Source organism: Micromonospora sp. NBC_00860 (genome assembly GCF_045207375.1).
Lineage (GTDB): Bacteria > Actinomycetota > Actinomycetes > Mycobacteriales > Micromonosporaceae > Micromonospora > Micromonospora vinacea.
Genome location: NZ_CP108825.1, coordinates 924781 through 945844, shown reverse-complemented (window position 1 = coordinate 945844; position 21064 = coordinate 924781). Strand labels below are relative to the sequence as shown.

At 72.9% G+C, this 21064-nt stretch carries 15 protein-coding genes; 10 read left to right on the top strand and 5 right to left on the bottom strand.

Annotated features, from left to right (window positions below; all coding sequences use genetic code 11):
- Window positions 1-167 precede the first annotated feature (167 nt).
- The 6 genes from OH804_RS04330 to OH804_RS04305 all read left to right on the top strand — a co-directional run bounded on the left by OH804_RS04330 (window position 168) and on the right by OH804_RS04305 (window position 9091).
- Entirely contained in the window at window positions 168-2795 is a 2628-nt protein-coding gene (locus tag OH804_RS04330; RefSeq protein ID WP_406062887.1) for a fibronectin type III domain-containing protein, read from the top strand.
- Between the two features lie 28 nt (window positions 2796-2823).
- The gene (locus OH804_RS04325; RefSeq protein WP_406062885.1) at window positions 2824-3819 is read left to right on the top strand and encodes an AAA family ATPase; all 996 of its coding nucleotides are present in this window, start codon (window positions 2824-2826) and stop codon (window positions 3817-3819) included.
- Between the two features lie 14 nt (window positions 3820-3833).
- Window positions 3834-5006, top strand: coding sequence for a DUF58 domain-containing protein (locus OH804_RS04320; RefSeq protein ID WP_406062883.1), 1173 nt, complete (start codon window positions 3834-3836; stop codon window positions 5004-5006).
- The gene (locus tag OH804_RS04315; RefSeq protein ID WP_307788780.1) at window positions 5000-7342 is read left to right on the top strand and encodes a transglutaminaseTgpA domain-containing protein; all 2343 of its coding nucleotides are present in this window, start codon (window positions 5000-5002) and stop codon (window positions 7340-7342) included. The genes OH804_RS04320 and OH804_RS04315 overlap by 7 nt, the downstream gene beginning before the upstream one ends.
- A gap of 136 nt (window positions 7343-7478) precedes the next feature.
- The gene (locus tag OH804_RS04310; RefSeq protein ID WP_196924252.1) at window positions 7479-8225 is read left to right on the top strand and encodes a bifunctional 2-polyprenyl-6-hydroxyphenol methylase/3-demethylubiquinol 3-O-methyltransferase UbiG; all 747 of its coding nucleotides are present in this window, start codon (window positions 7479-7481) and stop codon (window positions 8223-8225) included.
- A gap of 62 nt (window positions 8226-8287) precedes the next feature.
- Window positions 8288-9091 (top strand): class I SAM-dependent methyltransferase, encoded by an 804-nt coding sequence (locus OH804_RS04305; RefSeq protein ID WP_406062880.1) that lies wholly within the window; start codon window positions 8288-8290, stop codon window positions 9089-9091.
- 4 nt (window positions 9092-9095) lie between these two features.
- On the opposite strand, the gene OH804_RS04300 is transcribed toward OH804_RS04305, so the two are convergent.
- Together OH804_RS04300 and OH804_RS04295 are read right to left on the bottom strand one after the other, a co-directional pair.
- Window positions 9096-9887, bottom strand: coding sequence for an SDR family oxidoreductase (locus tag OH804_RS04300; protein WP_196924254.1), 792 nt, complete (start codon window positions 9885-9887; stop codon window positions 9096-9098).
- The gene (locus OH804_RS04295; protein ID WP_196925057.1) at window positions 9884-10867 is read right to left on the bottom strand and encodes an LLM class F420-dependent oxidoreductase; all 984 of its coding nucleotides are present in this window, start codon (window positions 10865-10867) and stop codon (window positions 9884-9886) included. The genes OH804_RS04300 and OH804_RS04295 overlap by 4 nt, the downstream gene beginning before the upstream one ends.
- 154 nt (window positions 10868-11021) lie before the next feature.
- On the opposite strand from OH804_RS04295, the gene OH804_RS04290 reads away from it, so the two are divergent.
- Together OH804_RS04290 and OH804_RS04285 are read left to right on the top strand one after the other, a co-directional pair.
- Window positions 11022-12242 (top strand): low temperature requirement protein A, encoded by a 1221-nt coding sequence (locus OH804_RS04290; protein WP_406062878.1) that lies wholly within the window; start codon window positions 11022-11024, stop codon window positions 12240-12242.
- 47 nt (window positions 12243-12289) lie between these two features.
- The gene (locus tag OH804_RS04285; RefSeq protein ID WP_406062876.1) at window positions 12290-13153 is read left to right on the top strand and encodes a DUF1028 domain-containing protein; all 864 of its coding nucleotides are present in this window, start codon (window positions 12290-12292) and stop codon (window positions 13151-13153) included.
- Window positions 13154-13196: 43 nt separating this feature from the next.
- Here the strand turns inward: OH804_RS04285 and OH804_RS04280 are convergent, their stop codons facing one another.
- Window positions 13197-13865, bottom strand: coding sequence for a maleylpyruvate isomerase N-terminal domain-containing protein (locus tag OH804_RS04280; RefSeq protein ID WP_406062874.1), 669 nt, complete (start codon window positions 13863-13865; stop codon window positions 13197-13199).
- An 8-nt stretch (window positions 13866-13873) separates the two neighbouring features.
- Window positions 13874-14761: a phosphatase PAP2 family protein gene (locus OH804_RS04275; RefSeq protein ID WP_406062872.1), complete on the bottom strand. Its 888-nt coding sequence runs from the start codon at window positions 14759-14761 to the stop codon at window positions 13874-13876.
- A gap of 230 nt (window positions 14762-14991) precedes the next feature.
- On the opposite strand from OH804_RS04275, the gene OH804_RS04270 reads away from it, so the two are divergent.
- The gene (locus OH804_RS04270) at window positions 14992-15600 is read left to right on the top strand and encodes a DUF3159 domain-containing protein (RefSeq protein WP_406066421.1); all 609 of its coding nucleotides are present in this window, start codon (window positions 14992-14994) and stop codon (window positions 15598-15600) included.
- Between the two features lie 315 nt (window positions 15601-15915).
- On the opposite strand, the gene OH804_RS04265 is transcribed toward OH804_RS04270, so the two are convergent.
- Window positions 15916-18822, bottom strand: a complete 2907-nt coding sequence (locus tag OH804_RS04265) for a glycoside hydrolase family 48 protein (protein WP_406062871.1) — start codon at window positions 18820-18822, stop codon at window positions 15916-15918.
- 842 nt (window positions 18823-19664) lie between these two features.
- On the opposite strand from OH804_RS04265, the gene OH804_RS04260 reads away from it, so the two are divergent.
- Window positions 19665-21008, top strand: coding sequence for a GH1 family beta-glucosidase (locus OH804_RS04260; protein ID WP_196924260.1), 1344 nt, complete (start codon window positions 19665-19667; stop codon window positions 21006-21008).
- Window positions 21009-21064 lie beyond the last annotated feature (56 nt).

Genomic DNA, 21064 nt, shown 5'->3' with positions numbered 1-21064 from the left:
CGGCGACATGGGTCTGAGCTGGACGTCCACAACGCACACGCTCGGTATCCACAGGGGTGACGGTGCGGGTTCCCCCGCCACGACCAGCGCCATATGATGGCACCCGGCTCAGGGGAGGGGTCGCCGCGAGGCGCGCCACCTGCCACAACTCAGGGAGGCAGCCGGCTGTGGCCAGCATCGACGACGCCGTACAGGCCGAGGCCCCCCGCTCCCGGTCCCGGCTGCGCGGCGGGCTGGTGACCGTCGGCACGGTGTCCGCGCTGCTGGTCGCCATGGGGCTGACCGTCCTCGGGTTGGGTGCGGCGGACAACGCGGTGGCCAACTACGACGCGAGTTCCTGGCTGTGGAGCACGGCGCGCAGCGAGCTGGCCCGGGTCAACGGGGTCACCGCCCGGGTGGACACCCGCACCGAGATCCCCGGCGCCCGGCAGCATCCGATGCAGATCACCCAGACCGACCGGCTGCTGCTCCTGCGGGACCTGCAGACGGGGCAGGTCAGCTCCCTGGATCTGGCCACCCTCCAGCTCAGCGCGACCACCCGGACCACCCCCGGCCTGGGCGTCAGTGTGGCCCTGCACGAGGACGCGGCGTTCGTCGTCGACGCCGTGCAGGGCATCGTCCGGCAGCTCGACCCGCGATCGTTGACGCCGGTCGGCGAGCCGGTGCGCTACCCGCCCGGCATCACCGGCGGCACCTTCGACGGTAAGGGTCGACTCTGGATCGCGGTGCCCAGCGAGGGCACCGTCTCGGCGATCACCGCTGCCACACTGCCGTCTGCGCCGGCGTCGGCCGCGCCCGCGGGCGCCGGGCTCAGCCCGCAGCGGGTCGAGTCGTACGACGTCGCCGACGCCAGCCACGAGCTGGTGGTCTCCACCCTGGACGACGGGGTGGCGGTGCTCGACCGGACGGCCGGGAAGCTGGTGCGGGTGCAGCACGGTGAGGTTCACCCGACGCCGCTGACGCTGTCCGGTCCGGCGGCGCTGCCCGCGCGTACCAGCGGCGCTCGGGTGCCGGTCACTGTGACCGCCGAGCGGCGGGTGCTGCTGGTGGGTGACGGTGGGCAGGAGAGCGGGTTCACCGTGCCGGGTGAGGGGGATCGGCTCAGCCCGGCGGTGGCCTGGGCGAACCGGTTCTACTGCGCCGACGAGGCCACCGGCACCATCTACTCCTTCGACGCGGCGGGTCAGCTGGTCGAGACCATCCGTGGGCGGGCCAACGGGCCGCTGGAGCTGGAGGTCCGGGAGAATCACCTGTTCATCAACTCCCCCGACTCGGCGACCGCCCGGGTGGTGGACGACAAGCACCAGGTGCGCGAGGTCAACAAGTACGCCAACGACGTGCTCGGGGGCGACCCGCCGCCGGTTCCCCCGCCGCCGCCTCCGCCGAAGAAGCCGCGGGTGGGCAAGCCGAGCGCGCCGCGCAGCGTCACCGCCTCCGCCGGCAACGCCCAGGCGCGGGTGAGCTGGCGGCCGGCCGCCGCCAACGGCGCCGAGATCATCAAGTACGTGGTGGAGGGCGCCGGCCAGCGTGTGCAGGTGGGCGCCAACCAGCGGGCGGTGGAGGTCAAGGGCCTGACCAACGGCGAGACGTACCGGTTCGCTGTGCACGCCGTCAACGCCAAGGGCGACGGCCCGTCGCGCACCAGCAACCCGGTGACGCCGACCGCCGCGGTGCCCGACCCGCCGGCGAGCGTCACCGCGCAGGAACGCCCCGACGGCACGGTGCTGGTGAAGTGGCCGGCGGCGAACGGGCAGGGCAACACCATCGCGAGGTACGCGGTGACGGCCAGTTCGGCGGGGACGAACGCGCCGGCCGGCGAGTCGACCAAAACGGAGCTGGTGGTGCCCGCCGGTGAGCTGGAGTTCGGCACCCAGTACGCGTTCACGGTGGTGGCGGTCAACAGCAAGGGCGCCGGGTCGGCGTCGTCTCCGGTCAGCAACACCGTGGTGCCCTTCGCGGCGCCCGGTCGACCGCTCGACCTGCGCGCCGGCACTGTCGCCAACCAGCCGGGTGCGGTGACGGTGCAGTGGGCGCCGGCCGAAGCCAACGGGCGGCCGGTGACGAAGTACCTGGTGGACGTCGGTGGGCGGGTCAGCGAGGTGACCGACACCCGCACGACAGTCACCGGGTTGGGCAACGGCCAGAACGTCACGGTGAAGGTGAAGGCGGTCAACGAGGCGGGGCCGGGCGCGGAGGCCACCGCCACCGCCCGTACGGTGGCCGAGCCACGGGTCACGGTGACCAGTTCATCGTCGACGGCCACCGGGGCGACGGTGGCGTTCACAGTGGACGCCGGTGGCGGCAAGGCCACCTGCACGCTGACCACGACGGGCGAACCGGCGAAGGCCGGGGCGTGTTCCAGCATCACGATGACGGGCCTGACGCCGGGCACCAGCTACACGTTCACGGTGACGGCGAGCAACGCCGCCGGCAAGGGCACCGCGACGCGGGCCCAGAAGACGCAGCCGCTGTACGGGATCGCGACCTGCAACAACGGCCCGGACGGCGACCAGCGCACCTACTGCAACAGGGAGATTGCCGACAAGCGCAACGGCAACGAGGTCTTCTCCGTCCCTCGGCAGGACAACGACAAGCAGGTGGGCTGGGCCAAGCCGGGCCGCCGGCTCCAGGCGTACTGCAAGAAGTCCGGCGAGGACGTCGACTCGTGGATCTACAACAATCAGAAGCGCAGCACCTGGTGGGTGCAGGTCGATTTCGACGGGAAGAACTACATCCCCTGGGCCTGGCTCAACCTGGAGGGCGGCGACAACATCAACGTCCTGCCCACCTGCTGAGGACACCAGGCGAGGAGCACCACCGACCGTGAACACCCACGAGCCGCTCACCCAGCCGGAGGTGCAGGGTTTCGCCGCCCTGGCCGCCCGGCTGGCCGAGAACGTCAACGCGGTGGTGCTCGGCAAGCCGCAGGTGGTGCGGCTGGCGCTGACCGCGCTGTTCGCCCAGGGTCATGTGCTGCTGGAGGACGTGCCCGGGGTCGGTAAGACGACCCTGGCACGTGCCATCGCCGCCACGGTGAAGGGTGAGTGGCGGCGTATCCAGTTCACGCCAGACCTGCTCCCCTCCGACGTGTCCGGTGTGACGATCTTCAACCAGGCGACCCGGGACTTCGAGTTTCATCCGGGGCCGGTCTTCGCCAACATCGTCATCGCCGACGAGATCAACCGGGCGTCGCCGAAGACCCAGTCGGCGCTGCTGGAGGTGATGGAGGAACGCACTGTCACAGTGGACGGGGTCCGGCACCCGGTGCCGTCGCCGTTCCTGGTGGTGGCCACCCAGAACCCGGTGGAGATGGACGGCACCTACCGGCTGCCCGAGGCGCAGTTGGACCGTTTCCTGGTGAAGCTCTCCGTTGGGTACCCGGACGAGGCGGTCGAGGTGGAGGTGCTGCGCGGCGCGACGGTGCGGTCTCCCGAGGCGCTCGCGCCGGTCACCGACACCGCCACCGTGGGCGAGATGGTCCGGATGGCCCGCCGGGTGCACATCGCCGAGCCGCTCTACGCGTACGCGGTCCGGCTGGCTGCGGCCACCCGCACCCACCCGCAGGTGCGCGTCGGGGTCAGCCCTCGGGGCGTGATCGCGTTGACCCGCGCGGCGTGCGCGTACGCGTTGATCGACGGGCGGGGTTGGATCATGCCGGAGGACCTGAGGGCGCTCGCCGAGGCGGTCTTCGCGCACCGGCTGCTGCTCACCCCGGACGCCCAGGTGCGCGGGATGACCGCCCCGGAGGTGCTGCGTCAGGCCGTCGCCTCGGTGCCGGTGCCGCTGCCGTCGGGGCAACCCGCTCCGGTGCAGGGCTGACCGGCAGCAGCGCGATGGGGATCACCGCCCGTGGGGTCGGGCTGCTCGTCGCCGCCGTGGTGCTGCTGGGGGCGGGTTTCCGGTTCGCGTACCCCGAGTTGACGCTGCTCGGCGCGGCGGCCGGCGCGGCCGTCGGCTACGCCGCGCTGGTCGCGGCCTGGCGGCCCCGGCTGACGGTGACCCGCCACGCGGACCCGGACCGGGTGGCGCGCGGCGAGCCGGCCAGCATGACGGTGGCTGTGCGCAACACCGGGCGGCTGCGGTCGGCGAACCTGCTGGCCGAGGACCGGTGCGGGGCGCGGGCCGTGCCGGTGCCGGTGCTGCGCCTGCGACCCGGGCGGGACACCGAGGTCCGCTACGACGTGCCGACCGACCGTCGCGGGGTGGTGCCGGTCGGTCCGCTGCGGGTGACCCGACGCGACCCGCTGGGGTTGGTGGCGCTGGCCCGCCCGTACGGTGCGGCGGTGCCGGTCTGGGTGCACCCCCGGATCCATCCGTTGACGGCGGTGCCCCGAGGCGCGGGGCGCAGCCTCGACGGCCGGGTGGACGGGGTCCCGCACGGGTCGATCACGTTCGACTCGCTGCGGGAGTACGTGGTCGGCGACGAACTGCGGCGGGTGCACTGGCGCACCAGCGCCCGGGTGGGTGAGCTGATGGTGCGGGAGAACGTGGACACCAGCCTGCCGCGCCTGGTCGTCCTGCTGGACAATCGCGTCGCCGCGCACCCGCAGCGGGTCGGCGGGGTGGCGGAGTCGTTCGAGTCGGCCTGTGAGGCGGCGGCGTCGATCGTCACCGCCGCGCACCGCGCCGACCTGCCGGTGCTGTTGCTGTTGGTCGCCGCGGAGCCGGCGCAGGTCACGACACCCGACGGCGAGGCCGACGGCGCGCTCGGGCCGCTGGACCGGCTCGCCGCCGCCGAACTGTCCGACGATGGTGACGCGGTGCGGGCAGCAACCACCCGGCTGCGGCAGGACCGCCTCGGCGACACGCTGATCTTCCTGACCGGCCCGGGTGGCCGGGACGAGCTGGGGCACGTCGGGGCGTTGCGCGGGGCGTACCCGTCGGTGATGGTCGGGGTGTTCGGCGCGGCCGAGCCGACGCCGCCGGGCACCGCCGGTCTGGTGGTCGTCGACGCCGCGGACGGCGCGCAGTTCGCCGCCGAGTGGGACGGGGTACGCCGGTGGTGACGGTCGCCGTGCGGGTGCTGCGGGCGGCGGTCCTGCCACTGGCGTTGATCGGGCTGACGGCGCTCGCCGGGGTGGTACTCGGTCGGGTGTACGCCGGTGGCCTGCTGACCTGGCTGGTCATCGGCGCGGCGGCGGGTTCGGTGCTGGTCAGCGTGGCCGCCCGCCGGTTGCCGTCATGGCTGGTGGCGCCGGTGTCGGTCGCCGCGATGGCCGGCTGGACACTGTGGTCGCTGCGGCTCGCCGCGACCCGCGCGGAGTTGCCGGGCGGCCTGCTGGAGGTCACCGCGGACGCCGCCCGCAACGGCATCCCCCGGCTGCTCACCGCGATGATCCCGGTGGAACCCACACCGGACACCGTGCTGGTGCCGGTCGTCGCCGCCTGGCTGGCCGGGCTCACCGGCGCGGAGGTGGCGCTGCGCACCGGCCGGGTGCTGCTGGGTTACCTGCCGGCGGCGGGGCTGTACGCCGCCGCCCTCTACGTGGTCGGCCCGAACGCCGAACCGGCGGTGGGGTCGACGCTGGTGTTCGTCGCGGTCGCGGCCCTCGGCCTGGCCACCCCCACCGGGACGGCGCCGGGTGGCGGCGATCCGACCGCCGACCTGACCCCCCGGGTACGCGCGGCGGTGCGGCTGCGGCTGGCCACCAGCGCGGCGCTCGGGGTGGCAGTGGTGGTCGGGCTGGTCGCGCTGCTCGGCCCGGTCGTCGCCGAGCAGGTCGACGGCCGGCCGGTGGACCCACGCCGGTACGTGGAGCCGCCGCAGGTGCAGACGCTCGACGAGAACCCGTTGATCCGGATCTCCGGCTGGGCGCTGCACCCGGAGCAGAAGCTCCTCGACGTGAGCACGGAACGCCCCGACGCACCGCCCGAGGCCGACCCGGCGGCGGACTCCGCGCGCAGTGTGCGGATCCGGTTGGCGGTGCTCAGCGACTACGACGGGGTGACCTGGCGGGTCGGCGCGACGTACCGCAACGCCGGGCGGATCCTGCCGGCCGCGACTGCCGCCCAGGACAGCACTGTGCAGACGGTCCGGCAGCAGATCAGCGTGGCCGAGTTGAGCGGTCGGCTGCTGCCCGCCGTGGCGACGCCCCGGGAGGTCAGTGGGGCGCGGGTGGCGTACGACCCGGCGAGCGGGACGCTGATCCGGCCGGAGGGGCTGACGCCGGGGCTGCGGTACACGGTGACCTCCGCCGAGGAACGACCGGACTCCAACCTGTTGGCCACCGCGAACGTGCCCGCCGGTGACGAGGTGGCCCGGGTGCTGCGGGTCGCGGACGGGGTGCCCGACCCGATGCGCCGGCTGGCCACCCAACTCGCCGAGGAGAATGGCGCCCCGTACGCGCGGGCGTCGGCGATCGAGCAGTTCCTGGCCGAGCACTACCGGGTGGTGGCGGACGCGCCGAGCGGGCACGCGTACCCGAACCTGGGTTTCTTCCTGTTCGGGCCCCGCAACGGCGGCGGCCAGGAGGGCACCTCGGAGCAGTTCGCGGCGGCGTTCGCGGTCCTCGGCCGGCTCTCCGGGCTGCCCACGCGGGTGGTGGTGGGCTTCCGGACCAGCGGGCAGGGGCCGGTGCTGGCCGGTGACGCGTACGCCTGGCCGGAGGTGCTCTTCGACGGGCTGGGTTGGGTGGCGTTCGACCCGTTGCCCCGCCCGAACGACGAGCCGCGACCGGTGGAGGAGGATTTCCGCCCGACGCCGGAGGACCCGCCGCCGTCGGAGGCCCCGGCACCGACAGCGGAGCCCAGCGCCTCACCGGAGCCGGTGGCCGCCGCCGACGCCCCGCCCGGCCCGGACGGGGTTTCCACCCCGGTGCTGGTCGCTGGCGGCAGCGGCGGTCTGCTGCTGGTGGTGGGGGCACTTCTGCTCACCCTGCTGGCAATGCGCCGCTCCCTCACCCGCAGCCGGCTCGTGCGGGGCGACCCCGGCCAGCGCATCGCCGGCGCCTGGCGGGAGGTCACCGACGCGCTCCGGCTGGCCGGCAGACCGGTCGGGGACGACCTGGCCGCCACCGAGGTCGCCGGGCACGCCCGCCAGACCCTCGCCGACGCCCGGGCGGGCACGACCGGCGACGACACGACCGCCGACCCGGAGGCCGTCGCGCCCACCGGCGGCACAGCGGCGGCAGACGCGTCCAGCCCGGCGGTCGACGAGTTGGCGGCCCTGCTCAATCAGGTGGGCTTCGCCCCCGGCGCCGCGACGCCCGACCAGGCGGCTCGCGCCGCCGAGGTGGCCACCGCCTACGTGGCCACCCTGCGCTCCGCGCGCCCCTGGTGGCGCCGCCTCATCTGGTCCGTGCACCCCACTCCCCTGCGCCGCGCCCGCCGCTCCCCCCGATGAGCAGGAGCACGGCGGCAACACCGACGGGCGTCTCCTCCCCTGCACAGGGGAGTGCGCTCCCGGCGCTGGGGGATGGCCCCGTCCCTGAGCCTGTGAACTACTCAAAGGCCAACTGCCAAGCAGGGGTGGAGCGCTGATGAACCCGCACTATGACGGCTTTCTCGCCGACCACTACACGTGGATGTTCGACGCGCCCTACCCGGCCCTCGTCGAGGAGCAGCTCGATGCTCTGCGTCGGGCCGGCGTCGGGGTACCGAACGGCAGCGGCCTCGCGGTCGACCTCGGCTGCGGCTCGGGTTTCCAGTCGGTCGCACTGGCCAGGATGGGATATCCGAACATCCTGGCGGTCGACAGCAGCGCCAAGCTCCTCGCCGAACTGGAACTGCACGCCAGTGACCATCCGGCGATCCGCGCCGTCCACGATGACCTGAGCCAGGTCGCGGCGAGCCTTCCTGCCGGCGCGGCCGAGCTGGCGGTATGCATGGGAGACACGCTCACCCACCTGCCGGACCGCCGGGCCGTCACCCAACTCTTCGTCGACCTGTCCGCCGCCCTGGCTCCGGGCGGCCGCCTCGTGCTCAGCTTCCGTGACCTCACCACGAGCCTCACCGGGACGAGCCGGTTCATCCCGGTGCACGCCGACGACGACGCGATCCTGACCTGCTTCCTGGAGTACGAGCCCGACGTCGTCACCGTCCACGACCTGCTCCATCAACGGACCGGCCAACGGGACTGGGCCCTGTCCGCCAGTTCCTACCGCAAGCTGCGCATCGACCCGGAATGGGTCGCCGACCAGCTCACCGAAGCGGGCTTCCGCGACGTGCGCCAGGCACCCGCACCCCGGCGGATGACCCTGGTGACCGCCGTACGGCAGCAGTCATGACCGGCCCGCTCGACGGGTGAAATCCGTTGGCCCGCGCACCGCACACCGGTGACCATCAGAGCGTGGATCAGCATTCGAGCGACATCGTCGACTACTACACGCAGCGCTACCGCGAGGATCAACGGCTCACCGCCCGCCCGCAGGCGCGACTGGAGTGGATCCGCACGACGCAGCTCCTGCGGGATCTCCTGCCCGCACCGAGTGCCCGGGTGTTGGACATCGGTGGGGGCACCGGCGAGTACGCGCGGGCCCTCGTCGCCGCCGGCTACCAGGTCCGCCTCGTGGACCTGGTGCCGAGCCACGTCGCGCAGGCCCGCGACGGGCACCCTCCGGTCGAGGCGCAGGTGGGCGACGCCCGTGCGCTTCCCGACGCCGACAACGGGTATGACGCCGCGCTGCTGCTGGGCCCGCTCTACCACCTGGTACGCCGTGACGACCGGCTTCAGGCCCTCCGTGAGGCGGTCCGGGTCACCCGCCCCGGCGGTCTCGTCGTGGCCGCCGTCATCTCCCGCTTCGCCGGCCCGTTGGACTTCGCGGCCACCGGACGACTCGACGAGAGGCTGCTCGACGAGGCCAGGGCGCTGCTGAGCGACGGCGTCAACGATCCGCGGATCGGTTTCACCCACGCCTACTTCCACCGGGTCGAGGAGATCACCGACGAGTACGCGGCCGCCGGGCTGACCGATGTCGTCGTACACGGGGTCGAGGGCCCGGCCTGGACGGCGGCGGAGGCGGCGGCGAACGGGCCGGCGTCCGACACCGTCTTCGCCGCCGCGTTGGACCTCGCCGGGCTCTACAGCAGCGAGCCGGCGCTGATCAGTTCCAGCGCCCATCTCCTGGCCACCGGACGCGTTCCGGCGCGGTAGCGGGTCAGGCGGTCAGCCGTCGGATGAGTTTGCGCATGCCGGCCTGCCAGCCGTCCGGGTCCTCGGCGCGGCGGCGCGCATAGTCGGCGACCTCGGGGTGCGGAAGGATCAGGAAACGTTCCTCGGCCAGCCCGGCGATGGCCGCGTCGGCGACCTGGTCCGGGGTGAGCACCGCACCGGACGCGGCGACCACCCGGGCGCCGAGGTGACCCTCGGCGAGCCCGTCGGCGAGCATCGGGGTGTCCACCCCCTGCGGGCAGAGCGCGCTGACCCGGATGCCCCGGTCCCGGTAGGTGATGGCCAGCCACTCGGCGAAGCCCACCGAGGCGTGCTTCGTCGCGGTGTACGCGGCGTCGCCCACAGCGGTCAGCACACCGGCCGCGGAGCAGGTGTGCAGCAGGTGCCCGCCGCCGCGGGCGAGCATCCCGGGCAGCACCGCGCGGGCGGAGTAGACGTGGGCGAGCACGTTGACCCGCCACGCCCGGTCCCAACCGGCGTCGTCGACCTCCACTCCCCCGCCGGTGGTCACCCCGGCGTTGGCGCAGAACAGGTCGATCCGGCCGTACCGCTCCTCGGTGTCGGCGACCAGGTCGCGGACCTGCTCCTCGTCGGTGACGTCGAGGGCGATGGCGTGCGCGACCGGGCCGATGCTGTCGGCCACCGCGTCGGCCGCGTCGGCGTCCAGGTCGGCGACCACCACGGCGGCGGCGCCCTCGGCGGCGAACCGGCGCGACAGCGCCGCACCGATGCCGCCGGCCCCGCCGGTGACCACGACGATCCGGTCGGTGAGGTTCACGCGGAAACTCCTACGGGGTTGGTGCCCAACCGGGCGATGAGGCTGAGTAGCTCGCTCGCGCCGCCGGCGGTGACCTCGGGGGTGGGCAGCAGCGCGACGATCGGCACGTCCACCCCGTTGTCGGCGTAGCGGCGCACCTCGGCGCGGCAGCGCTCCGGTGAGCCGTGCAGCACCAGCGCGTCGACCACCTCGTCGGGCACCGCCGCGCTGGCGCCGCGCCGGTCACCGGAGGCCCAGGCCGCCCACATGGGCGCGAGCGTCTCGTCGCGGCCGAGCCAGCGGTGGAATTCGGCGTACGCCGGGACGGTGAGGTAGCTGGTGATGAGCCGGCGGCCCAGCGCCCGCGCGTAGGCGGCGTCCTCGGTGGGGCAGACGAAGATCCGGGCGGCAACCTCGAAGCCGGCGCGCCGCTCGCCCAACTCGGCGAGGGCACGCGGTACGTCGTCGGCGCTGAGCCAGTTGAGGATGACCCCGTCGGCCTCCGCGCCGGCGAGCCGGAGCATCCCCGGGCGCAGCGCGGCGAGCAGGATCGGTGGCGGCACCGCCGGCGGTCGCTCCAGCGTGAACCGGCGGACGGTGAACGTGTCGTAGGCCTCGTCGACGGTCTCGCCGGCCAGCGCGGCGCGCAGGAACCGCAGGACGTCGCGGGTGCGGCGGAACGGCTCGTCGAACGGCACGGCGTTCCAGTCCCTTACGAGCACGGGTGAGGACGCGCCGATGCCCAGCGCGAACCGGCCCGGCGCGGCCTCGGCCAGCGCCGCCGCGCTCATCGCCAACAGCCCGGGCCCCCGGGTGAAGACCGGTGTGATCGCGGTGCCCAGCCGCAGCCCGGGCTGCCAGGCCGCGGCGAGCGCCAACGGGGTGAACGCGTCGGTTCCGGCGACCTCGGACGACCAGACGTCGGTGAACCCGGCCCGGTCGAGGGCCGCGTAGGCCGCGTCGTGCTGCGCCAGTGCGATCCCGCCCAGCGGCACCGTCATGCCCCATCGATTCGTCACCGGTCGATCGTGCCCGTTGACGCGGGTCCGAGCAAGATCCCCGGGTTGGGCAGAATCGCCGGTTTCCAGCCGTGCGCCCCGGTGGGAAGTGCTACCCATTCGAGGTGGACCGGACCGACGGCGCAGGCCGCTGACCATGGCTTCCAGGGCAGCGGGGCACCTGGAACCGGTCCCGGCCGCTGCCACACCCGGCCGGGCGACGTTCCTGGAACTCTTCTTCGACCTTGTGTACGTCTTCGCGCTCACCCGGATCTCAGCGCGCGCGTTCGAGGATCTGACCCTGGAACCGGGCCGCGAGCACGGTTGGGGAACGGTCACCGGCGGCGGCAAGACACTGCTGTTGCTGCTCGCGCTCTGGGCGGTGTGGCAGGGCACCGCGTGGACGACCAGCCGGTACGACCCGTACCGGGTGTCGTTGCAGACAGTGGTGCTCACCGCCCTGGTGTGCAGCATGGTGATGGGGGTGGCGGTCCCTCGCGCGTTCAGCGAGACCGCGCTGATGTTCGCGGTGGCGTACGTGGTCGCGCAGCTGACCCGGCCGGTGATCCTGTCGATCGCGCTGGGACCGCACCCGTACCGCCGGTTGAAGGTGCGCATGGCGGTGGTCTTTGCCGCCACCGGGGTGCTGTGGATCAGCGGCGCGATGCTGAGCACCAACGCGCAGGTGGTGTTCTGGTCGGCGGCGTTGGTCATCGAATACCTGGCCGCCCGCTGTGGCTGGCCGGTGCCCGGCCTGGGTCGTTCGACGATCTCCAGGTGGGATATCGCCGGGGAGCACCTGGCCGAGCGGTACCAGCAGTTCTTCCTCGTCGCGCTGGGCGAGACGATCCTGGTGGCGGGTTTCGCGTACAGCCGGGGGCCGTACGAGTCGGGGCACGTGTGGGCGTTCGCGCTGGCGCTGGCCACCTCGATCATGCTGTGGCGCATCTACGTGCAGCGCGCCGGGCGGATCCTGGGCGAGGCGGTGATGAAGGCCCGCCACCCCGCCAGCATCGGCCGCTCGGCGGCCGACACCCACCTGCTGATGGTGATCGGTCTCGCTGCCACCGCGATCGGGTACGAGCTGATCATCGAACATCCGCTGGAGCGGATCTCGGGGCCGTGGCTGACCATGGTGCTCGGCGGTCCGGCGCTGTTCCTGGCCGGGCGGGCCCGCCTGGAATACGAGGTGTTCGGGCGGATCTCCCCGTCCCGGTGGATCGCACTCGCGGTGCTGGTGGCCTCGTCGGTGCCGCTGCTGTACCTGCCCGGGGTGGTCGCGACTGCGGTCGGGGTGGTGGTGCTGGCCGCGGTCGCGGTGGCCGACGTCCGGCGGGCCCACGGCGCCCCACCGGAGGCCGCCGCGCCACCGTTCTGAGCCTCGCGCGCCGATGTCGCGCCGGCGCGGACGGCTACTCTCGGCCGGTGACCTTCTCGCTCGTCGCCCGCTCCGCCGACGGCCGCCTGCACGGCGTGGCCGTCGCCAGCAAGTTCCTCGCCGCCGGGGCACTGGTGCCGGCCGCCGCCGCCGAGGTGGGCGCGCTGGCAACCCAGGCGCACGTCAACCTCGCCTACCGCCCGCAGGGCCTCACCCTGCTGCGGACCGGGGTGGCCGCAGCCGACGTGGTGGCCGGGCTGATCGCCGCCGACCCCGAGCGGGAGCACCGCCAACTCGGCGTCGTGGGGGCCAGCGGTTCGGGCGCCACCTGGACCGGGCCGGCCTGCCACCCGTGGGCCGGCGGGCGGACCGGTGACGGCTGGGCCGCGCAGGGCAACGTGCTCACCGGTCCGGAGGTCGTCGACGCCCTCGGCGCGGCCTGGCAGGCGGGAACGACACTGCCGTTCGCCGAGCGGCTGGTCGCCGCGTTGCGGGCCGGCGACGAGGCCGGCGGCGACCGGCGTGGCCGGCAGAGCGCCGGCCTGCTGGTGGTCGAGCGCGGCGGCGGGTACGGCGGCACCAGCGACGTGGTGGTCGACCTTCGCGTGGACGACCATCCGGACCCGGTCGCCGAGTTGGGCCGCCTGCTCGCTGTGCACACCATGCTGTTCGGCCGGCCCGACCCGGCCACCCTGCTCGACCTGAGCGGCGCGGTCGCCGCCGAGGTGGCGGCGTTGCTCGGCGCGCTGGGCCATCCGGTGCAGGAGGGCGGCACGGAGGCGGCGTTGGTCTCCTGGGCCGGGTTGGAGAACCTGGAGGAGCGGTTGGTGCCGGGGCGGATCGACCCGGTGGTGCTGACGCACCTGCGTGGTGTCGCCCCGCACGTCCCCGCCCCTCGCTCCGCGAGCTGACAGGCCAGCGCCAGCAGCGGCCGCGGCCCGCAAGAGCCCGGGTTCAGCGGCCGAAGGCGAGCCAGCGGAAGCCGGACGCGTCGATCGCGGCCCGTTCCGGAGCGGTCAACGTCGCCCGGCCGGTGGTCTTGTGGATCAGGGTCAGCCGGTCCCAGCGCAACCCGGCCGGTGTCTGTCGCCCACCGGTGAGCAGGTCGGCGATGACGACGGCCGCGACTGGGGTGAGCCATGGCGGCCGGCCCAGCGCGGAGGCCAGGTCCAGCCCGTGCACACCCACCTCGACGACCCGTGTCCGCAGGAACTCGCTGAGGCGCATCGCGTCGCCATGCCGGGTTCGCACCACCCGGTCGGGCGGCGCGGCGGCGACCGCCGCCTCGGTGGCCCGCCACGCCCTGTCGAACTCGGTCGCCAGCGCCGTCCGGTCCACCCGTGGCGCGTCCCGCTGGCCGCCGGCGATCCGGTCGGCGTCCACCTCCGGGGTGAACTTCGCCGCGCCGAAGTAGCCGGCGGCGTCCACCTCGGCGCGGGCCGGGGCCGGCGCGGCGAGCATGTCGGTCAGCCGGCCGGCCCCGGTGCGGATGTGTCCGATCAGGTCCCGGACCGTCCACGGAGGGCATTCGGTGGGCCGATCGAGGTCGGCGTCGACCAGCTCGGCCAGAACCCCGGTGAGCTGCGCGCACTCGGCGGAGAACGCCGCGAGGACCGGCTCCACCGGCCCGCTCAGCCCTTCACCCGGGGCACCAGCCGGTGCACGACGGTGAGCGTCAACGCCATCACCACTGCCATCGTGCCGGCGATCCCGGTGGCGCTGCCCGCGTACCCGACGAAGAGGGGGCGGCGGGCCAGCTCCTCCGGCCCGATCCCGCGCAGGTCGAGCAGCCAGGACAGGGAGAGCCCGCAGACAACCAGGGCGAGCACACCGCCGAGCCCGAGCACCAGCACCGCGACCCGGTGCGCGTCGCCGGGGGCGATCTCGGCCTGCTCCCGCTGGGTGACCAACAGCAGCAGCCCCGCCAACGCCGCCCACACCCCCACCACGAGGTACGCGGCGACGGCGTCGCTGGGCCGGTGCCAGCCGGCGGAGAGGGTGGCGACACCGGCTGCGGCGGCGTAGCCGGCACCGATGAAGGCGCCGGCGGCCCGCACCTTGCGCGGCAGCACGAGCATCAGCGCGACCGCCACCGAGGCGGCCACCGTGGCGTGTCCGCTGGGCAGGCTGTTGCCCACCGCGGCGCGTTCCGGGTCGAGACCGTAGTCGGGCCGGTTCAGGCCGTACTTGAGCAGTTGGGTGGTGACGTTCGCTCCGGCGATCAGGAGGGTCGCCGTGATCGCCAGGGCGATCCGTCCCCGGATCAGCGCGATGAACCCGATCGTCGCGGTGGCGGCCAGCAGCGAGACCACCGACATCGCGTTGAGGAGCCGGTCGACCGGACCGTCGATGGTGTCCTGCCCGATCCGGTTGCCTGTGAGGGCGACAGTGTCCACCCACTGGCCGATCTCGAGGTGCACGGCCACTCGCCACACGGCGAGGAAGGCGGCCGCCTGGACGAGGGCCAGTACGACCAACCAGACCGCGGTCCAACCCCGTGCCGTCGCGCGCATCCGCACACCGTAGCGGCAGGTGTCGGCGGTCCGAGCGGTGGCCCGCCACCAACCGCCGGTTAGGTTGTGCCGGAGGCGAGGAGGCGGTGGTGAGCGGAACACCGGAGCGCGACAGCGGCCCGGCCGAACCCGGTCCGGAGCAGCGCGGAAGCGACGACCGGGGCCCGGGAGCGCCGGCGCCGGCCGGCGCCGGCACCGGTCCGGGAGGGCCGGCGCGGGCCGAGTCGCTGACGGATCTGCTGGGCGGGCGGCGCGGCGCCATCGACGCCACCCTGCCGCCGTTGGCGTTCGCGGCGGGCTGGGTGCTGGGCGGCGAGTCGCTGTGGGGCGGGGTGGGCGCGGCGCTGGCCGTGGGCGCGGTGGTGGCCGGCGTACGGCTACGTCGGGGCGACCGGCCGCGCTCGGTGCTGATCGGACTGTTGGCCGTCTGCGTCGCGGCGTTGATCGCGGTGCGCACCGGCCGGGCCGAGAACTTCTTTCTGATCCAGGTGCTGTCCAACGCCGCGAGCGCTCTGGCGTGGGCGGTCAGCATCGTGGTGCGCTGGCCACTGCTGGGCGTGCTGGTCGGCGCGGTGCTGGGCCAACGCGCCGGGTGGCGGCGCGACCCGGCACTGCTGCGCGGGTACGGCCGGGCCAGTTGGGTGTGGACGGCGACCTACCTGCTGCGGCTGGCCGTGTTCGTGCCGCTCTACCTGGGTGGGCAGGTGCTCGCGCTGGTGGTGGCCCGGGTGGCGCTGACCTGGCCGCTGGTCGCCGCGGCGCTGGCGCTGAGCTGGGTGGTGCTGCGGCGCTCGCTGCCGGCCGGGCATCCGGGGCTGCGTCACCCGGTCGCGCCACCCAACTGATCTCATCGGCGACGGCCGTGCTCGGGGCAAAAAAGTGGAGAGGCCGCCACGGGGGGAGCGGCCTCTCCGGTGACGTACGTTACTCCGTCACGGACCTCGGTGTGATCCCGCGACGGCCCGAATTTCTGGGCTTTTTCGCGGCTGGCTCCAGTCCGGGCGGTGGGGTGGGCCGACCGATCCGCTGCGTCGGCCAGATGGCCGGCCCACCCCGGCCTGACCGTGGGTGTCAGGCCGTCTGCCAGCCCCGGTCCGTCGTTCCCCGGACCCGGGCCGGACCCCGGGGTGGGCGGTCCACGCCACCCACCCCGGGTCGTCTCAGCCGTTCGGGAACATGCTGCCGTAGTCGGCGTACGCCATGGCTACGTCAGCCTGCGCCCAGAACCGGTGGTAGTTGAAGCTCGGCTCCGCACCACCGTCCAGGTACGCCTGCACCTTGGGCCAGTCCGGGTCGTTCTTGTAGAAGGACCGGATGTCGAGGAAGCTCTTGCCGGCGGCGATGGCGTCGCCGTTCGGCATCGTCCCGGTCCAGCCCGACGGGACGTAGAGGCCCTGCCCGGTGGACGCGTTGTAGACGTCGTCGAAGCGCCGGTAGTCGCCACGCTTCTCGGTGGTGGAGACACCCTTGGCGTCGCTGGCGGCCGACAGCGCGTCGAGCAGCCCCTTGGCGGTGTCCTTCGCCGCCACGTTGCCCGACTTGGCCGCGTACGCGATCAGGATCCGGGCGTAGGCGGCGGTGACACCGACGTCCTGGCCCTTGCTGATGACCTCGACGTGCAGGCCGGTGTTGGGCTGCGGGTTGGACGGGTTCCAGGTGGTCGGCTGGCCGGTCCACGCCATGTCCGACGGGATCGACCAGTTGGTGCCGAGGGTGGTGTTGGCGATCGCCCAGGGCACCCACTTGTCCAGCAGCGCCTTGGCCTTCGCGTTGCCGGTCTGCTGGTACAGCTCGGCGATGCGCTGCATCGACCATGCCTGCATGCCGAACCACTGGTTCGACGGCGGGTCGTTGTAGACCGGGTCGACGTCGTAGAACATGCCGTAGAAGGTGCTGGTGCCGGCCGGCGGCTGGGCGTAGCTGCCGTCCCAGCTGTTGGTGGCGCCACCGGCGATGCCGCCCTCGGCGGACTGCAGCCAGGTGTAGAACTCCAGCTGCCGCTCGAAGCTCTTGGTCCAGTCGGCGACCGCTGTCGACGACTGCGGCTTCAGCTCTGGGGTGTTGGTCAGCGCCCAGGCCGCGAACGGGTTCTGGTAGCCGAAGTGGTTGTGGCTGGAGCCGATCCGCCAGGACCAGTTCTGGCTGGCGTCGTACGCGCCGCCCCAGGCGTAGTACCAGGACAGCAGGTAGTGCGCCGAGTCCTTGCCGCTGCCGGCGGGGCAGGTGCTCGCCCCGACGCAGTTGCCGATCTTCTTGAAGTACTTGTCGAACATCGCGTACCGCAGGTAGTCGCCCATCTTCGCGGCCTTGGCGATGGTGGCCGCGACATCGGCCTGCTTGTTCTGCGCCTTGGACCAGGTCAGCGCCCAGTACGCGGCCTGCACGGCGCGGGCGTCGGCGTCCGGGGCGTTTGTGTACTTCCACTGCTTGGCGGGGGCGCCGGTGTCCTTGACGAACAGGTCGAGGTAGCCGTACTGACCGCCGTGCTCGAAGGTGTCGCAGGAGGGCTGCGGAACGGTCTCCCACACCGACTCCTGGGTGCCCCGCTGGAAGGTGTTGATGTAGGCCGGCTTGGTGGTGCCGTCACCGCAGCGGCCGAAGCCGTAGGTGTTGTCGACGTCCATCAGCCAGTGCATGCCGTAGATGTCGCCGGTGCCGTAGGTGGACTGCAACTCCGAGCGCAGCGGGTCCTGACCGACCGAGACGTTCGGGTTCAGCGCCGACGGGTACTGGCTGGGCAGGTTGTACTCCGCGGCGTACTGCGGCGTCCCCGCGGAGCCGGCGGTCGGCTGGTCGGCGTGCGTGGGGATGATGTACTTCTCCATCACCGTCCAGGCGTTGTTGAACGGGGCCCAGTTCTGGGTGACCTTGCCGTAGTAGGCCTCCAGCCAGAGCCAGAAGCTGAACGCCTCGGAGGTCGTCTCGTGGCCGTGGTCGGGCGCCTCGACGATCAGCGTCTCCACCGAGTGGTACGGCACGCCCTCGGGGCTGAAGTAGCCCGAGTTCTTGATCTTGCCGTACTGCTCGAGGAACTTCGCGGTGTAGGCGTTGTCGCCGCCTGGGGTGTCGTTGTCGATCTCGGTGGCGCTGACCGCCAGCGAAGCGAGACCGGTGGCGGAGGCGGTGATGGTGGCGGCGCCGCCGACGGTGTCGGTGTCCTCCGCCGCGGCGACCGTGACGGTGACCCCGGTGTTCCAGTTGCTCGGGGTCAGCGTGGCGGTGGCCGGCGAGACCGTGACGTCGGTGTCACCGGTGCGGGTGAGGGTGACCGGCACGTTGGCCGTCGGGGCGGCGCTGAGCTTCAGGTTGAAGGTGGCGCTGCCACCCTCGGCGACGCTCACCGCGGACGGGGTGGCGACCAGTGTCGGGCCGTTGGCGGCCCCGACGGTGAACGCCTTCTCGTCGACCCCGATGCCGTTGGCGTTGTCGTACGCCTTGGCCTGGACGGTGTAGCTGCCGGCCGGCAGGTCCTCCTGGGTGTAGGAGTACGGGGCGCTGGTGTCGGTGTTGATCAGCAGGCCGTTGCGGTAGAACTCGACCTTGCTGATCGTCCCGTCCGGGTCGCTGGCGGTGGCGGTCAGCGGCACGTCGGCCGGCGCGGTGAACGGCCCGGCCGGCAGGCCGAGGGAGACCGTCGGCGGCCGGTTGGCCGGGGTGCCGTTGCAGGGGGTGCCGTTCAGTGTGAACGAGGTGGGCTTCGGGTTGCTGCCCGTGTGGGCGCCGTTGAAGCCGATGGTGGTGGAGGCCCCGGTGCCGAGGTTGCCGTTGTACGACTCGTTGGTCGCGGTGACCTCACTGCCGGTCTGGCTGAACCGGGCCGACCAGCCCTGGGTGACGCGTTGACCGCTGTTCGGGAAGGTCCACTTGAGCGTCCAGTTGCTGACCGGGTCGCCCAGGTTCTTGATGGTGACGTTGGCGGTGAAGCCGGTGTTCCAGTCGTTGGTCGCGTAGACCACGTCGCAGGCGGGCGCGGCCTGTGCAGCGCCAGCGGGCAGGGTCACCCCGCCGATGGCGAGCGCGGCGGCGGCGACTATCGCCACTCGACGGCGTCGTGCCAGTTGTCTCATGTGCGCGGTGTCTCCTCGGACCAGGCCGGGATGGTCCCCGGCGAGGCGCCTGCCCGCGAGGGTGGTGGTCCACGGGGATGTCGAGGCGCCGGGAAGGTTGTCTTCCCCGGGCCCGGCCGGGGTTGGGCGGTGCGGCCCGCACGGGAGGGGGTCCCGCCGGCTGATCGGGTGACCGTGACCGGAGCTGGTGCTGCCGGTTGCCCTCGGTGGACCCGCACTCACGCGATGTGGCTCGTGTCGCGTCGAATCGACAGTGTGCCATGGAAGCGCTCCCACAACAAGCGCACGGAGCGCCGGATCAGCTCCTTGTTTCGATCTCGTTTTGGGTCTTTCACAAAGGCGTGACGGGCGTTACAGTCGCAACATCGGTCGATGGGAGCGCTTCCATCGACAAGGTTCCATAAGAAGATCGCTGGGGTCGTCTCTGACGGGCCCAGGGAACCAGACCGAGGGCCGACGACGGGCCAGCCCGGACGCCGTCGTCAGCCATCGCCCCGCCACAGGGAGGGAGGTGGAACCAGAGCCACTCGCGTGGCCCGGCTCCCGCGCGACACGCACGGCAGGACCCAAAATTCCGCCCGCGCGTGTGCAGTTACGGTGGGGACGGGGGTTGCCCTCCCCCGTCCCCACACTAAACCCCCGTACACGATAGGAAAAGAGGCCGACGGGACAGGCGCGCCGCGCCGCCCGGACGGCCTCGTTCGCTGCTCGGGGTCATATCCGCCGCCCACCCGCCAGCGCCGGCCGTTCTGACGGCCGGCTGACCGGCAGGCAGCGTCTGCCCTATCATGGGAGCGCTCCCGAACCTTTCGGCGGTGGCCCCGTATCCATGAGGAGAATCCATGTCGATACCTGTTGGGCCCGCCGGCCCGCTGCGCTTTCCGGACAACTTCGGCTGGGGCGCGGCCACCTCCGCGTACCAGATCGAAGGCGCCGCCAAGGAGGACGGGCGCGGCGAGTCGGTCTGGGACACCTTCAGCCGCGTCCCGGGGCGCACCCGCAACGGCGACACCGGCGACGTGGCCATCGACCACTACCACCGCTACGCCGAGGACCTCGACCTCATGCGCGACCTCGGGTTGCGCAGCTACCGCTTCTCCATCTCCTGGCCCCGCATCCAGCCCGACGGCACCGGCACACCCAACCAGCGCGGCCTCGACTTCTACCGCCGTCTCCTCGACGGCCTGCACGAGCGCGGAATCGCCCCGATGGCCACCCTGTTCCACTGGGACCTCCCGCAGGCACTCCAGGACGCCGGCGGCTGGGAGTCACGCGACACCGCCCACCGCTTCGCCGACTACGCCGACGTGGTCTTCCGCGCCCTCGGCGACCGGGTGCCGGCCTGGCTCACCATCAACGAGCCCAAGACCGTGGTGCAGAACGGCTACCTCACCGGCCACCACGCCCCCGGCCGGCAGGACCCGGACGCCGCCTACCTCGTCGCCCACCACCTGCAACTCGCCCACGGGTTCGCCGTCGCCGCGCTGCGGGCCAGCGGCAGCGACAGCCGGATCGGCCCCGCACTCAACCTGCACCCCTGCTACCCCGCCGACGACTCCCCGCAGGCCGCCGCGGCCGCCCACCTCTACGACGCCTACGAGAACCGCCTCTACCTCGACTCCCTGTTCAAGGGCAGCTACCCGGAGGACCTGCTGGCCGACCTGGGCCCGCAGAGCCGGATGGTCCAGGGCATCCGCGACGGCGACCTGAAGACCATCTCCGCGCCGGTCGACCTGCTGGCCGTGCAGTACTACACCCCGATCTACGTCACCGCCGACGGCGGCACCGCGCACCGCTGGGCGACCTCCGAGGCCGAGTGGCAGCAGATCTACCCCGAGGGAATGTACGACCTACTGACCCGGATCACCCGCGACTACGGCCCGATCCCGCTCACCATCACCGAGAACGGGCTGCCCACACCGGACACTCTGGACGCGGACGACACCGTCCAGGACACCGGTCGGATCAGCTTCCTGCGCGACCACCTCGCCGCCGCACACCGGGCCATCGCCGACGGGGTGCCGCTGGAAAGCTTCCACGTCTGGTCACTGCTGGACAACTTCGAGTGGGACCAGGGCTACGACCAGCGCTGGGGCCTCGTCTACGTGGACTACGCCACCCAGCGGCGGGTGCTCAAGAACTCCGCCACCTGGTACCGCTCCGTCATCGCCGACGGCGGCTTCTGAACGCGCCGCCACCCGGACGGCCGGGCCCGGACGGCTCGGCTCGGGTGAGCCGGTGA